Annotated in this window: 18 protein-coding genes; 9 read left to right on the forward strand and 9 right to left on the reverse strand. The window is 52.8% G+C overall.

Features of this window, described 5'->3' with window-relative positions; all coding sequences use genetic code 11:
* The first annotated feature begins 113 nt into the window (after positions 1-113).
* Together ACZRN6_RS35770 and ACZRN6_RS35775 are read left to right on the forward strand one after the other, a co-directional pair.
* The gene (locus ACZRN6_RS35770; RefSeq protein ID WP_078465742.1) at positions 114-311 is read left to right on the forward strand and encodes a hypothetical protein; all 198 of its coding nucleotides are present in this window, start codon (positions 114-116) and stop codon (positions 309-311) included.
* A 39-nt stretch (positions 312-350) separates the two neighbouring features.
* The gene (locus ACZRN6_RS35775; RefSeq protein WP_078465743.1) at positions 351-881 is read left to right on the forward strand and encodes a hypothetical protein; all 531 of its coding nucleotides are present in this window, start codon (positions 351-353) and stop codon (positions 879-881) included.
* A gap of 135 nt (positions 882-1016) precedes the next feature.
* Here the strand turns inward: ACZRN6_RS35775 and ACZRN6_RS35780 are convergent, their stop codons facing one another.
* The 3 genes from ACZRN6_RS35780 to ACZRN6_RS35790 all read right to left on the reverse strand — a co-directional run bounded on the left by ACZRN6_RS35780 (position 1017) and on the right by ACZRN6_RS35790 (position 3739).
* Positions 1017-2357, reverse strand: coding sequence for an ISL3 family transposase (locus tag ACZRN6_RS35780; RefSeq protein ID WP_284184508.1), 1341 nt, complete (start codon positions 2355-2357; stop codon positions 1017-1019).
* Complete coding sequence (locus ACZRN6_RS35785) at positions 2350-2688, reverse strand: hypothetical protein (RefSeq protein ID WP_062382006.1); 339 nt, start codon at positions 2686-2688, stop codon at positions 2350-2352. The genes ACZRN6_RS35780 and ACZRN6_RS35785 overlap by 8 nt, the downstream gene beginning before the upstream one ends.
* A 133-nt stretch (positions 2689-2821) precedes the next feature.
* Positions 2822-3739, reverse strand: a complete 918-nt coding sequence (locus ACZRN6_RS35790; RefSeq protein WP_153045939.1) for an energy transducer TonB — start codon at positions 3737-3739, stop codon at positions 2822-2824.
* A 173-nt stretch (positions 3740-3912) separates the two neighbouring features.
* Here ACZRN6_RS35790 and ACZRN6_RS35795 point away from each other — a divergent pair, with 173 nt between their 5' ends.
* Both ACZRN6_RS35795 and ACZRN6_RS35800 read left to right on the forward strand, forming a co-directional pair.
* On the forward strand, positions 3913-4614 hold the full coding sequence (locus ACZRN6_RS35795; protein ID WP_078465745.1) for an ERCC4 domain-containing protein: 702 nt from the start codon (positions 3913-3915) through the stop codon (positions 4612-4614).
* A 4-nt stretch (positions 4615-4618) separates the two neighbouring features.
* Positions 4619-5086 carry a hypothetical protein gene (locus ACZRN6_RS35800; protein WP_078465746.1) on the forward strand — a complete coding sequence of 156 codons (468 nt, stop codon included), beginning with the start codon at positions 4619-4621 and terminating at the stop codon, positions 5084-5086.
* Between the two features lie 50 nt (positions 5087-5136).
* On the opposite strand, the gene ACZRN6_RS35805 is transcribed toward ACZRN6_RS35800, so the two are convergent.
* The 3 genes from ACZRN6_RS35805 to ACZRN6_RS35815 all read right to left on the reverse strand — a co-directional run bounded on the left by ACZRN6_RS35805 (position 5137) and on the right by ACZRN6_RS35815 (position 7488).
* Positions 5137-5877, reverse strand: coding sequence for a TonB C-terminal domain-containing protein (locus ACZRN6_RS35805; protein WP_169904209.1), 741 nt, complete (start codon positions 5875-5877; stop codon positions 5137-5139).
* 559 nt (positions 5878-6436) lie between these two features.
* Positions 6437-7240, reverse strand: a complete 804-nt coding sequence (locus ACZRN6_RS35810) for a M48 family metallopeptidase (RefSeq protein ID WP_186353504.1) — start codon at positions 7238-7240, stop codon at positions 6437-6439.
* 11 nt (positions 7241-7251) lie between these two features.
* Positions 7252-7488, reverse strand: coding sequence for a hypothetical protein (locus tag ACZRN6_RS35815; RefSeq protein ID WP_078465749.1), 237 nt, complete (start codon positions 7486-7488; stop codon positions 7252-7254).
* 494 nt (positions 7489-7982) lie between these two features.
* Here ACZRN6_RS35815 and ACZRN6_RS35820 point away from each other — a divergent pair, with 494 nt between their 5' ends.
* Positions 7983-8477, forward strand: a complete 495-nt coding sequence (locus ACZRN6_RS35820; protein ID WP_169904208.1) for a hypothetical protein — start codon at positions 7983-7985, stop codon at positions 8475-8477.
* 30 nt (positions 8478-8507) lie between these two features.
* On the opposite strand, the gene ACZRN6_RS35825 is transcribed toward ACZRN6_RS35820, so the two are convergent.
* Positions 8508-8990: a hypothetical protein gene (locus tag ACZRN6_RS35825; protein ID WP_169904207.1), complete on the reverse strand. Its 483-nt coding sequence runs from the start codon at positions 8988-8990 to the stop codon at positions 8508-8510.
* A gap of 308 nt (positions 8991-9298) precedes the next feature.
* On the opposite strand from ACZRN6_RS35825, the gene ACZRN6_RS35830 reads away from it, so the two are divergent.
* The 4 genes from ACZRN6_RS35830 (at position 9299) to ACZRN6_RS35845 (ending at position 13203) form a co-directional block, all read left to right on the forward strand.
* Positions 9299-9865, forward strand: coding sequence for a hypothetical protein (locus tag ACZRN6_RS35830; RefSeq protein ID WP_169904206.1), 567 nt, complete (start codon positions 9299-9301; stop codon positions 9863-9865).
* A gap of 101 nt (positions 9866-9966) precedes the next feature.
* On the forward strand, positions 9967-11676 hold the full coding sequence (locus ACZRN6_RS35835) for a protein-disulfide reductase DsbD domain-containing protein (protein WP_169904205.1): 1710 nt from the start codon (positions 9967-9969) through the stop codon (positions 11674-11676).
* Between the two features lie 485 nt (positions 11677-12161).
* The gene (locus ACZRN6_RS35840; RefSeq protein WP_169904204.1) at positions 12162-12599 is read left to right on the forward strand and encodes a hypothetical protein; all 438 of its coding nucleotides are present in this window, start codon (positions 12162-12164) and stop codon (positions 12597-12599) included.
* A 97-nt stretch (positions 12600-12696) separates the two neighbouring features.
* Positions 12697-13203 (forward strand): hypothetical protein, encoded by a 507-nt coding sequence (locus tag ACZRN6_RS35845; protein ID WP_169904203.1) that lies wholly within the window; start codon positions 12697-12699, stop codon positions 13201-13203.
* Between the two features lie 145 nt (positions 13204-13348).
* On the opposite strand, the gene ACZRN6_RS35850 is transcribed toward ACZRN6_RS35845, so the two are convergent.
* Together ACZRN6_RS35850 and ACZRN6_RS35855 are read right to left on the reverse strand one after the other, a co-directional pair.
* A complete protein-coding gene (locus tag ACZRN6_RS35850) occupies positions 13349-13744 on the reverse strand; it encodes a hypothetical protein (RefSeq protein WP_169904202.1) in 396 nt (131 codons plus the stop codon).
* 228 nt (positions 13745-13972) lie between these two features.
* On the reverse strand, positions 13973-14218 hold the full coding sequence (locus ACZRN6_RS35855) for a hypothetical protein (RefSeq protein ID WP_464009925.1): 246 nt from the start codon (positions 14216-14218) through the stop codon (positions 13973-13975).
* Positions 14219-14291: the final 73 nt, after the last annotated feature.

Genomic DNA, 14291 nt, shown 5'->3' on the forward strand with positions numbered 1-14291 from the left:
CCTTCCAGACTGACGGCAAGTTCATCGACCTGGATGCGCTCGTGGCGGGACTGGAGCTGGGCTGACGGAAATTTCTGGGATTCCGGCGTACAACCCCAGTATGGGAGTTAGCAATGACACGCATCGCAAGGATGAACATGATCATCAGTGGCCTGGGACATCTGGCCATGATGGCTTGCCTCATCTATTTCAGCGCTACGCTGACCAATTTCTTGATAGCCATTGTTGTGGTGAGCAGTGTTGAAGCTGTCCTTATTCATCTGTACAGAAAATACCGCTTGAGATCGAGAAAACCTGTTTTAAAAGGCTAATGGGCGGCTTTGGAACTGACGACTTAAAGAGGAATCACTTTGAAGGAAATACAGGGCAAGCAAATTGGGAAGCTCATTTCACCTCCGTTGATTTTTATTGGTTGGTGCTGCCTTTCATTCCTGTGGCGCGGCTATGTACCTAAAGAAATTTTCTGGCCAGTAACCGTTTGTACAGCTAGTTGTATGGCTATTTGCACTTGGCTGATTTTGTTCACTCGGAAAGCTGTACGAAATCGGGTGTATCTGAACGTAAAACCTAACGTGATCGAAATCGAAGGTGCCGAGCACTTCAGTGGCAAATTCTCGTCAGACTTACGATTTATCATCAGTTCCGATGCTTTTCAGAAAACGCTCGTGGATGTTGTCCTGCGCGAGTCGTACACCCGAGGCCGTTTTATGTTTCCGCGCGAAGCTGCTTACGTCCGAATCTGGCCAGGGGTTACCGGGATTACGGATCTGGAGGTTGAGGCTATCAACAAGGCCTTAGCTGAAGAGTTCGTTGAGTTTGAAGTCGAAATTGTTAAGGACGCTGATGCTCAACATGCTTATGCAACGGCGGTGCAGGCATAGCTGCCAAGCAGTCGAAAGTAGACTGATGTACATATGCGAAAAAGCCGACATCTAGTCGGCTTTTTTGGGGTATTCGGGAAAGGGTGTTGTTATGCCCTTTCTGAATACCCCTAGGTGATGTGGTTGGTTGTGTTGTTAGCCTTCCTCTTGGAAAGCTCCCGTTCCTGGTTCTGAATACAGTTGCAGGATGCTGAAAATAGGAACGCCGTAATCCACCAACTCATCCTCGATGGGCTCGACTGCCATGATTTCCCTGGCCAGGAACGGCGCTAGCCGCTTGGTTTCTGGCGGCTTCACTTTGTGCTCTAGGGTGAACATGATCTTGGCGCGGAACATCTCGAAGCTCAGGCCGCGCGCGCTACGGTTCACGTCGCGCAGGTAGCGGTTGATCGACTCGGTCAGTGCGTTGGTGTACCGCTGGGGGATGAACTTGAAGTAGTTGAAAATGTACTCGCCCCAGTTGGTCATCATGGTCGTGACAACCTTCCAGTCCTTCTCTTGCTCGGCAGGGATGCGTTGACGCCATTCGTCATAGGCTTGCCTGGCTGCATTGTGGGTCTTGCTATTCCAGATGTTGTAGAAGCCTTCCTTGAGGTTGTAGGCGGTGCCTAGCTCGGGGAACTGATCGAACCACGTCTTGATCTTCAGGTGCGCCCAAACGTCCAGGTCACGCCGCCGCATCAGCATTAGCTTGCGGTCTCCTTTCAGGGTGCGCTTCTGGGGAGCTGTAAGACCTCGCTTGATCCGCTTGCGTATCTGGTCCATCGCATCGTTGGCGTACCGAACAACGTGGAACTTATCGACGATGACTGTGGCGTTTGGGAACAGCTCTAGCGACACGTCTTTATACGGATGGAACATGTCCTGGCAGACGATCTGGACCCTGTCCCGGCCACGCATGTTGGAGATGTAGTTGTGGATCACGATCTTCTTGCGGTTAGGCAGAACGTCGATGATCGTCGTCTCTTCCAGGTTGATCAGGACGCACCGGTACTCACCGCCGACAAGCAACTCGTCAATGCCGAGGACTCGCGGAAGCATCGGCCTGTAGCCCGCCTCCTGCTCTGCGCAGTAGTCGCGCAATGCCCGGCGCACCACTGACTCATCCACGCCAAGATCGCGGGCGACCGCTGAGTTCGTGCTGGTCATGGCGTGCTTGATTACGTAGGCATGGCAGCGCTTCGTCATGCGGTGCTTCTCGTCGAATTCCAGCAGAGCCGGCGAGAAGACCTTGCCGCAGGTCTTGCACTTGTAGCGGCGCCGCATGCCCCAGAGCACCGTGCGCTTGCCCCTGATAGGCAGGTCAACGTACTTGGTCAGCTTCCTGGAGAAACGAATCGACTGACCGATAGCGCCGCAGGCGGTGCAGAACTCGGGCGCCGGAAGCTCAACCTTGAACTGCAGATCGTGTTCATCCTCGAGGAATTCCACGATCTCAACTTTGAGCGGGTGAAGTAGGGAAAGCGAATCAGCCACTGACTCGGCCCTGACCTGCGTTGTGTGCCATGGCCTCCCGGCGTTTCTCCAGAGCGATCAGCCGTAGCACGTCCTGATCGGCTTTGCTTACCACATAGTGAACGACGCGCTCTATTGCCTCGGCGGCAACGAGCAGTTCGTCCCTAGCGGGGGCGGGGCCGGCATATGCCAGCTCAACGCGAGTACCAGCCATCGCAACCCCACAGAGATCCGTGAAACGGTCCGGCGGCGGGCCATCATGCCAGTCGGTCATCACTTCGCCTTCAGCATTAATGAGCCGGTGTGCCACAGGCTGCTGCTCGATTTGCTGATGATTTTTTTGCTGTTCCATGTCGCTCTCCGTCGGGATTGGTGAGCCCAGCATAACAACATTTAAAGCCGAAGCTAATACCAATACGTTTTAAGGCTGCGCCTTGCCTGCAACAACACGTAAAACCGATAACCCCTTTTTTGAAGCAGCTGGTTTAGCCCGAGAGGTCTTCAGGGCTGAAGCGAACTCTGCGTTCTTGGTAAAGGCGCTTGTACGTACCGTCGGTGACCTGGGTCATTTCAGGCAGCTGCTTGACAGCCAGGATGGCAGAAGTCGCAGAGGAGTCGAATGCCTTGTCACCACTCGATTTGACCACCTTTGCCGACTCAATATGACCCTTACGCCCCATCTTGATCACGATCTCGACGGCCATACCGTTCCGGGCGCTTTCAGGCCGCTTCCAGTTTGAGATGATCTTCGATACGAGAATCCCGTCCACACTCTCCAGCACCTTGGGCTCTTCGACTACAACGGGTGCTTTGATCTGATCAAGTACAGGGTGGGGCTTTAACCCCATTGTTGGGGTTTGGAAAGCCGCAAGGATTGTGTCCCCAGCATTTCCGATACTCGCCTGAGGAGCTCCACTTTCACGCACCGGGGACTCTTCGATCCGAGAGTCAGTAGCTTTGAAGACTTTTACGCCGGCAGGAGTCGGGGCAGCCGGCCCTAGAGGGATTTCGGGCTTTGCGATACCCACCGGGATATCGTGCTGCGATTCCCGTACAGCAACCTTAGGAGTCGGGTGGGGTTCGGTTACGGCTGTCGCCGCATCTGGCTGGTCATTGCTCGTATCGGCTTGACTTGATGCAACAGACTGGACCTCATCTTGGGGTGCCTGCTCTTGTGGCGTGGAAATCTCACTTGGGCGCCCCAGGAGCGGCAGCATGGCAATCTGGTTATCTTTTAGCTGCGAAACAAGCGAGTTCAGTTTCCCGATCTCCCGCTGGCTCTCTTCATGCTGGGTCTTCATCTCGGTGCGTGCAGAGTTGACCATGATCAGCGCTGTGGCAGACATGGTTGCTAGGACCAATGAAATTGTCGACGCTAGGAGCGCCAGATGCTTTTCAGTCACCACTCATCCCTCTTGTTGGTGCGGATAGGGTAACGGCTTATAAGGGAATTCAAAGCCAAAACAGGGTGCCCGAATCCAGTAGGGATGATGGTTTTTCAGTATGCAGTTCGAAGTGGCAGAAACGGGCACAGTCGTTATATTGAAGACACTCCTAAACCGGACCAGGAACCGAAATGGTCAAGATATTTGTCGACTCCCGGGAAATTCCATCGCGCATCCCCGAAGCCCTTCGTGAGCTGGGTGCTGAAATCGCAACCGGGAATCTCGAAACTGGCGATTACGTTTTGGAAGCGAACCTAGTGGTCGAGCGCAAGACGGCTGCGGATTTCTGCGCCAGCATCATAGATAGCCGGTTTATCAACCAGGCCAACAAGATGGGGCTGAACTTCAAGAAAGTCATTTGGTTGATAGAAGGCGACATTTTTGCCGTCAGATCGCAGATCCACCCTGACGCACTAGATGGTGCGTTGAGCTACCTTGCAGTGGTTTTGGGTCAAACTGTCATCTGGTACAAAAGCCCGAAGCGGGCTGCGGGGATAATTTATAGAATGGCGAAACACGCCCAGACAGGGCTGGGGTATGAACCTCCCATGCGCAAAGGGAAAGTACCGGCGGGTATTGGCCAGGCACTATTCGATCTAGAGGGGAAGTGCGGTTGTGGTCCTGTAGCCGCCCGAAAACTGCTCAATCATTTCCGCTCTGTTTTCAGGGTCAACAACGCCTCGATAGATGAGCTGTGCGCGGTAAAAGGTATAGGGCCAAAAAAGGCTCAAGCAATTTTCGAAGGGATTCACTACGAACTGCCCGAAGGGGTGTCTGCTGACGATCAGCCAACCCTGCTGGCTGACCAGCCTGCACCTAAGTCACTGGTTTAATCATATGAAAATTTCAAACTTGGTTAAGACCCTTCGCAAGTTTGATGCAGATAGCTGCATTTTTGTGACCCTTGGAGAGGACGGTGAGCCGTACTGTGTATCGATCGAAAGCATCAGACTGGTCGCGGATGCCAGTTCAAAAGCCGGGATCTCAGTGCTCATTCGCGCTTTTGAGATACAGCACGGGAAATGTGCGAGCTCGCTTGATGACCCAGAATGGTTTCTCCGGGATTCGAAAGAAGAATACGATCTGACAAGTGCAGTTATCGAGGCGCTGACGGGATATAGCGCTGATGCAGAGGTATTTGTTGAGCTAGGCCCAGACCATAAACCTTATCAAGTGAAAATTGAGGCTGTCTCGGGCTTTGATGACTCAGCGCTTGAGGATGAGTGTAGTGAGTCTGAAGACTGTACTTCTGTTGGAATACGAGCATACGAGATACCCGCGAACTTCGTTCCCACAGCTGCATAAGGAAGGCCCGCTAATTTAGGGGCCTTCTTGTCTTTCCCTACCTCAATTGCTTACGCGCCGGCTTCGAACTTCACTGTGCGCTGGCGAAGATATTTCACGTATATCGCACGATTCACCGTGGCCATTTCAGGAATTTTGGCCAAATCAGCAGCAGCCTTTATCACTGAGTCGTCCACGTCCTTCGAACCGCTGGAAGTCGGCACCAGTGCGTTGGTAATGGTGCCGTCTGGAGCGAATTGGACTAGAACCTCTACTGACACGGGAGAAGTGGCTGACTCAGGACGCATCCATCGACTCTGAAGGCGAGCGACAAGCATCTTGTCGAAATTCTCAACGCCCTTCTTCTCTGCTTCTTCTACCTGCTTCTGAGCGTCAGCCTTCGCAGCCTCAATTTTGGCCACAGCGGCCTCTTGCTCAGCATCGAGCGCGGCTTTTGCTGTGCGGTAGGACTGTGACTGTTCGATCGACTGCTGCAGGCTGGCAATGCTCTTTTCGGAGGCAAGCTGTTTTTGCTGGATGGCTGCTTGGCTGATCTTAACCTCGGCCGCGTCACTGCTGGCCTGCACTGACTTAGCCTCGATGTTGAGGATCCGCTCACGTTGACTTTGCCAGGCATCATCCACCGCATTCGCAGCACTCATAGCCTTGAAGGAAGCATAGAACGCGATGACTACCAGGACCATCAGAACGACGATGGTGATAAGTGCGCCGGCGACGAGTGTCGTCCGCTTAACGTTAACGGTTGAGGCGTCGCCCTCAACCTGGCTAAGATTTTTAATTAGGGCTCGCATAGCGCTCCATCACTTCAGGGATTCACGCCTTCAGGCGGCTAGGCGGGCTGCCTAGCGCTGGATATTCTCCCCGTGATCCAGTGATGACTCCATTCAAAAGGGGGTCACCAAATTCACGTCTCGGGTCGTGGGGATGTATAAGCGGAGAGGGAGGTCAGCGGGATAACTTGAACAGCCGTGGTGCTTTTATCCAAACTCCAGCGCTGATACCCATAGCAACCCCTATCGTAGTAGGGATTGAGGCATCTGATGCCAGAGCGCATAGGGCAGCCAGAATTCCGTAAGTCGCAGCTATGGCTACCCTCGCGAAGGAATTCTGTTTGCGGACATGGGCTTTCATTCGAAGGAACCTTAATAGGAATGGGTGGGGCTAAGAGTAGGCGAGCTTGTAGTGCGGATTTGACGATCGCGAATTCGCTGGCAGCCTGGCTGCTTTCAGCAACTGAATGAGTTGGTATGGATGAATAGCTTAACGAACGGTGATGAAATGACTACTCAAACCCAGGCTTCGGAATTGCATGAACTCGATGAAGCCTGACCGGCCGCAAATGTGGCAAGGCTATTTCAGGCTAGCTTGGTAGAGAGGCATCACTTTAGGAATTGCAGCTTCGAGCAGCTTCATCCGATCGCCATCGCTCGGGTGAGTGCTCAGGAAATTCGGGGTGGACGAACCCTTGCTAACGGCTGCCATCTTCTTCCAAAGGGTGATTGCTGCGCGAGGGTCAAAACCAGCACGAGCTGCCAACTCCAAACCGATTAAGTCGGCTTCTTCCTCGTCGCGTCGACTAAATGGCAAACCTACCCCGGTGCTCAGCGCCTTAGTGATAGCGCTCTTACCTAACGAACCAGCACCCAGGACATTCGCTCCAACTCCTCCTGCAAGTTCAAAGACAGCATTCTGCGATGCCTGCTCCCGTCCATGCTCACGTATTGCATGCCCAATTTCATGCGCTAGGGCAATCGAAAGCTCGTCATCAGTGAGATTGAGCCTTTTGATCAGGCCGCTATAGACAATGATCTTTCCGCCTGGCCCGCAGTTCGCGTTCACAACGTCGGCATCGATGACGTTAACGAACCATCCCCACTTTTCAGCATCCGGGCGGAAGACGTGTGTTTGCATAACCAGCCGTACAGCAATCTGCTGGACATGTTTGCCAAGTGGAGAGTTCGTGATCAGGACTCCCGACGCCTCGGCCTTTTTCACCCCGGCCCGGTAAGACAGGGCATATGACGTGTCGACATCATTCTGAGAAAGGCCGGCAAACATGTATTGAGTTCGATCCACGCCTACTACGCCTGGATTGGTTGTCTGAATGCCGCTGCAACCCGCCAGAAGGGCAAGCGAGCCAGCTAGGCCGAGCATCAATATCCTTTTCACTTCACACTCCCGCGGTCACGCTTATCGGCCTTGGCAATCATTTCTGGGGTGGCACGCTCGTTGTTGACTTCATTCACTTCGCAACCAGCAGCCCGGAACAAAGCATCAGCTGCTTCCTCGAGTGCCTTCCGACTTCGGGGTCTGGCTCTGCTCATCTCTTCGTTCAGCAAAGGTACCAAAGCATCAAGTTGGGATTGGCTGAGGACGAAACCTCGAAAAATAGGGCTGAACATCACTTACCTCCCGGGCCGTGCAGATAAAAGGGGCTTGGCCATGAGGACAAGAATAACGGCCGCAACCTGAATGGCTACATTTTGGGGCACTTGATACCCCTTTTTTGGGGATGATGCGAGCCGAAATGGCCTCATACTTGATCGACGCCCAACTTAATCCAGCGGTATAGCTGATGCTCCAGATGTTCTTATCCCTGCTCCTTATACCCACGGCAGCAATCACCGTATGGCACCTCGCCCTGAGCCGCATAAGCCGTTTCACATGGCGCGCGTACCAGATAACTGGTGCGATCGGGGCCCCTGTCCATGAGCTATCTCATTTGTTGGCCTGTATCGCGTTCCGCCTGCAGGTCCAACGGGTAGCGCTTTACACGCCTGGCAGAACAGATGGGTGCCTTGGATGCGTAGTATTCACAGCCAACCCCAGATCTATTTTCAATAACGCGGGAATGGCAGTACAGGGTGTTGCACCCTTGATCGGAGGTGCGACGATCGTGCACTACGTCCTGAAGGGCCAAGGTCTTGTGAGCGTGCCGTCTGAGATATCTGGCGATCCAGGCTGGATCGTTGATGAGGCAGTTAGGACGTTGAATGCCACTGTCGTGATGGCTGCGTCTGGCGGCGTGGGTTTCACTGTACTGCTGGGAATACTGGTGATCGCCATGCACTCCATTCCAAGCTGGGCAGATGTACGAGTTGGGCTGAAGGGTTCGCTGATGCTGGGAGTTACTGCAATATTCGCCGGCGCGGCTAGTGAGATAGCGGCCTCATATGTGAGCTTCGGGAGCAGCTTCCAATCATTAGGGCTGCTCATAACGTACTGGATTAGGGTCACACTTGAGATGGGGCTGACCGGAGCCGTCAGGCTTGTCACGCTTGCCATGATTGGGGGCCTGGGACTTGTAGTAGTGCCGGGGATTCTCTTTGAGGGCGGAGCTGGAGTATTTAACTCGCTCAAACGCCGACACATCGCGAGCATTGATGAATAATCGCAGCGCTGAACCGACGCCCGCGCCTTCTTACTTCTTCACCTCGGGCATTAGATCGGCCACCTCGGGGCGGTAAAGTCCTTTCTGTTGTTCGTAGAAATACCGGAGCTGCTCAGGTGGCATAGGCGCATCCCCTCCGATCAGGAAGGCTCTGAGCTCGTAGCTGTCACCAACCGGCCAATCCAAAGTGATGATATTCAGGGCAGGGGCCTTGCTCAACATCGACCAGGTAGGCAGCGAACGGACGTAGTGAATGATCATCACCTCAAGGGGAATTCGATCCCGCAGATCCGGCGAGGGAGCGTTATCCATTGCCCAGAGCCCGAAGACAAGTCGGAGCTTGGGGTCCGGTTGCTTCGTGAGGGAGGTTAGCTGGGTAGCATCTGCACTGAACACAGCGTTTCGCTCATCCGCATCCTTGAGTAGCTTAATCGGGACTCCAGTTGCGCGCCGCACACCGGCGATAGGGCTGTAGCTCAAAATTGAAACGGTTGAATAATCGGGAAGGGCCATCTCACTCTCCATGGCGGGGCTGATCATTCAGTGCAGGGTAACAGCGCGAACTGAATAGTCGATACCAGCTCTACGGCCCAATGGATGGAATGGTAAGGGTTAGGTCAACCCTAGCGCTATTTTGTACCGTCATTTTGGGTTGAGGCGGCAGGGTATTGTTGAAATGATGGTTATAGCAGGTCGCCAACAGCCCGGAACAAAGACCGCTGCCCTTCAACCCATCACCACCGAGGGCGGAGCTCTTCGTCACTACGACCGGCGGTCAACTCAACGGCCGGCCTTTCATTCCCCCGCCCAGGAAAGCAATCATGTTCCGTAAACTCTTTGAATCGCTAAGCCTTAAGTCCCGCAAACCTATAGTGCATATCGATTCTGCTCTCCTCAAGGGCGCCTCAGTCGATAGCTCAGACCCAGGGATCCAACCAATTGACGTAAACCTGCAACAAGGCCCAAGCCAGAGCTGGATAGATCACGCATACCCATTGAAGCAAGTTGTAATCGAGATCCATGGCAGCGCTCAGACTACTCTGGGGCACTTAATTGCTGAGCTTGACCAGGTATTCCTGAAACTCATCAAAGGCGAAACGGTAGGCGAACGTAGTGACGGGGTCGTAACCCATAAGTATGCGTACCAAGAACAAGTAGCAGGCCCATCGTTCTTCGTCGAGCCTGTAGCATTTCACCCAGAAGCACCAACCGCCGGGCAGGCACTGTTCGTTCGCCTGCAGGGTACCCGGCATAGCAACTTCCCTGACATCAACAACCTGATCGCTTCTGTAATGAACGAGATCAACTCGAAAAAAACATCAGGATCCGCTCATGACGATGACTTCGGCTACTCATTTGCCCTCGTGTGCGCCCCTAACCTGAACTGATCAGTTGTCCCAGTGGAGGTGGAAAAGCCCCACCCGTTTTGGGCGGCTTGCCCGAACCAAGTGATCTAACATGGCTGCTCTTCCTGAAGGTGCGGCCCTCAATGTTCCGAAGCTTTATCTCTGCCATCATCGGGCTTACCTGTCTCGCGGTGCTGGTACCTGCTCATGGGTTTGAATTCACATCAAACCAAGACTTCCTACCAGTCCATGAAGCGTTCAAGGTGTCAGCAACTGGTACTCCAGATTCCGTACAAATTCGCATCCTGGCAGCGCCTGGGTACTATTTGTACAAGTCCAAATTGAGTTTTCAAGCTCAGGGCATTGGTGTTCGGTCAGGCGCAGCAGTGCTGCCCGCGGGTGAGCACAAAGCAGATCCCTATTTTGGAAACGTGGTGGTTTATCACGACACATTGGTGGTACGCCTACCAGTTCAGAACCATGGTGCTGATGGCTTTGACGTGAGGGTTGGCTTCCAAGGGTGCGCCGAAAAAGGTCTTTGCTATCCCCCTGATCAACAGATCATCCGTATAGAAGGGGATGCAGGGATTACAGCCGCCAGTGACTGGAGCGCAATGTCAGTGGTTTCCGCATTCATAGCGGGCCTGAATCTGTTCCTCACACCAGGTGTTTTGCCTGTAATTCCACTACTCGCATTTGTGCTTCTACTCGGTAAACCGTCAGTCCGAAGAGGCATCACTATAGGCCTAGCTTTCACGGTACCCATGGCGACAGGTCTTGTGGTCCTCAGCTCGGCTATAGCGCTAACCGAAGCCGGCATCGAGATACAGCCCATCGCTCAGTCCGCATGGATACTCGTACCGTCAGTATTAGTTCTGTTGGGGCTGGCTGTTATGGAAACTGCAATTGGCAAAACCCGGCGAGATGTCCATGGAAATCACGCCAGCAGAGTCTTTGTTTTTTTTGCCAGCGCCCCATGCGCAGTAATGCTGGGCTTAGTATCCCTTATCTACACAACACCATTCACCTCATCATCGATGGCAGCGGTGATGCTGTACCTCAAGGCAGGGGGTGAGCCCATTGGAGGGATAGCGCAACTTGCCGGGATCGCATTGGGTATGAGCTGTCCGCTGGTGATGTTTGCCGCGACATTGGGAGGACTGCTTTCCTCAGTTGGGAAGTGGAATGAGGCGATACTGGTATTCGTTCGCGCGCTTCTGGCCATTGTCGGAATTTGGGTGCTTGGACGTGTGCTGCCAGGGCCGGTAACTCTGGGCCTTTATGGGGTAGTGGCGGTTTATTTGGCCGTGTCACTTGGAGTTTTCGGATCACTGGGGTCAGCGCCATCGCTGTTAAATAGGTTCGCCGCGATTGCGGTCTTGTTATATGGGATCGCCGCATGGATCGGGATGCTCAAAGGCGAAACGTCACCCTTACAGCCCCTTGGTCCAGGCATCTCCTCTGAGGCCCCCCGTGAACAGCCATGGGTAGTGGTCAACACACCACAGCAGTTGGCCATAGCCCTTGCTGAAGCTAAGACTGCGGGAAGCCCGGCTGTTGTGGAGTGGGTAGCGAATTGGGCCCCAGGGAGCGACCAGGTTGCCGACACAGCGCGGCACGTTACATTGATAAGAGACAGTCTCGGGGCTTTCAAAACTATTCGAGTCGACCTCAGTCAGGGTGGCCATTCGGTTCGCAGCTTATTGGAGCTAAACGGACTTTTGGGCCCTGCAGCTGTTCAGGTGTATCGCTCTGGTGGGGTTGAGGTTCAATCATCCAGGCTTGTCGGTGTAACCACGGCCAAGGAGATCGCTATGTCGCTGCAGGCTATCGATAATTATGCAGATAAGTGAGGATGCGTAATGAATACACTTCAATCTAAACCTCCTAGCCAGGATGAAGCCCGTGGACGGCTCACGAAAGATCAATTCATAGCTTTACGATCACTTGCAAAGGGTCATTGGGTACAAGGAAGTGCGATTCAGTGGAAATTCAACCGAAACTGGCTCTCCGTACACGTATCGAATACCTTTTTGGATACGGTTAATTCGCTTCAGACACGGGGCCTGGCCACCAAGGGGAAATGTTGCTTGAAATGCAAACGTGACGTCTACCTGCTGACCGAGGCCGGATTGCAGCTTGTAAGTCATGCCAACTCTCCCTTCCAACATCGCCGAGTGACAAGGGAGGCAGCGATCAAAAAACAGAGCATCACCTCCCGACTGCTCTACTGGCTTGGAAGATAGCCGGTAAACCAATATGGAAATAAACCAAATTAAATTCTGCGCCATCACATCTATTTAAATATTGCGCTTTTGCATTAAGGAACGTGACAAATATGAAAACTTTAGTCGGGATGTTTTGGGGAATGGTCGGCGGTGTATTTGTAGCTTTTGGAATAATCTTGTTTACACAGCTAATTGGGGCCGGAGCCGATTTGATTGGATTTACTGAATGGACTTATCGTTACTACATGATTTGCCTCAGCGTATGCTTCGCCTTTCTACTTCTGTCGAAGCCTGCACGTAAATATTGGAGGTTCATGACAGTTTTCTTTGTTGCAGTTGTCTTGGTCATTGGAGTTGGTTTCAATACCTTTCTTGATACATCAAGCGCCAATGCTCAAATGGATCAGATGGCGAATAGTCTGCTGGCGATATCTTTGATTGTGGCTAAAGCAGTCATGTACGTGGGTCCAGGTGCATTGACAGCATTTTATGCGTTTGTAGCGTTCAACGGGGTGTCAAAAGGTAATGACAGCAAAACTCTCAACTGATAGCTGAACGGTGTGTCACCTGAACCCTTGATTTCGGCAGTTTAAAACGGGCTGCTAAATTACCAGTTACTAGGCGCAAGTCCTCATAGGAATTTACATGAAACGAAATATGGCCATCGCTTCAACGGTGCTGGCTCTTGCGGCAGGGATCGCCGTTGGATATGCAATTTGGCATACCGATCCAGTTGAAACCCAGGTCATACCACCGGCTTCTTTGAAAGATTTTTCACGGCGAGCGCTGGAAGATTTCTGCGGGCATAGCGCTGTATTCTCCGACTTAGTAAGGACCGGTACTGTTAAAGATGGTGTGCGCGAACAGAAGGTGGTACGAGGTTTCCAGATGATCGCAAACCCGCTGTCAGACAGGGCAGCAGTTTGTTCCGTCAAGGCTTCGATCATCACCAGAAGAACCCAGCAAAACGGTAACTCCATGGAGATATCGGGGGATACTCATCTGACTTACCTCGTTGCGCTTAATGGCGATTCAGAAATCATTTCGGAGGAGTTTGCAAAGGAGTTGCTCCGTTCTCACGTGATCCAAGTTGTGGCTTCAAACCTCGGCAACGACGGCACCATCGTTCCGCAAGTTAAACTTAAACTCTAGTTGGGAGTCGGCTGGATGCCATACGCATCACGCCTGTTCTTAAGGAGCGTGGCGCATGAGAAGAGTTGCGCTCCACAGGGAGCTCCAATAGGATTTATCCATGACGAAAAGGGAGCCGAGGCTCCCTTTTCTTGTCAGAATGAAATTAGTTTTTCAGACGGTTAAATGCGTCAGTAATCGCTTCATCAGTGAACTTGTAAAGTTGACCACCTACAATTTGGACAGTCCAAGGGTACTTCGGCCGGCGAGGATGATATCCCACGAGGTTGAACTCGCCGTAAGACGATGATTTAAGGGTCGTATCAGGATCGAAGCCTCGGTGCTTGCATTCCAGCTCAAGCATCGTACGCTCTTTACTCACGCCTCCCGGAATGCGGATTTTAAGCTGAACAGTCAGTTCGCTTCCTGAAAAAGAACCGCTCCCAATTTCAAGCTCATAACCGGTGCTCAATCCATTCATGGCCTTCTGGATGCTCTCAACAGCCGACTTTGCTTTCGTGCGGTCAAAGTTAGCTGCTGCTGGGTTGGCTGCTTGTGTCATGGTGATGCTCCTCTATGAATGTGGAGCCATTTCAACCCACTCTAGCGCGTGCCAGAACCCGCAGAAGACAATTACAGAAAGTATGGTCTACGACACTTTCACGCCTGCGAGCGCCGCGTGCTTATTTGCAGACCGAGTTCGGAAAGGGCCAGTTACTGCAATGGGGCTGTGTGCAACAACTGGCAGTGCGTTCACTCCCGTAATCCCTGGGGGCCTAGTCTTCCGCGTCTATAAATTGACATCATTGTCGCGAAACTCATAAATCACAGACAGAGCAGCGTTAACTATCGGGTTTAGGCGAATCGCATCTGCAACCACTTGCTCTCGCTCTCCATCAGTCAGGTTCTGCCAGATCCCGATGTTAGGGCCGGTGAATGCAACATCGGGCTCCTCAACGTCGAAATAGTCCTCGATATAGGCCAAGATGAACTGGCCGCAATCATCACCTTGAATCGCCCCGGGTTTCCTAGACACTCTCCAGGCTCGCTGCGTAACGCTTTTCAAACTCTACCGGTGACAGCTGATTGTTGAAACTGTGGCGTCGTTT

The sequence above is a fragment of the Pseudomonas sp. A125 genome (assembly GCF_055409485.1).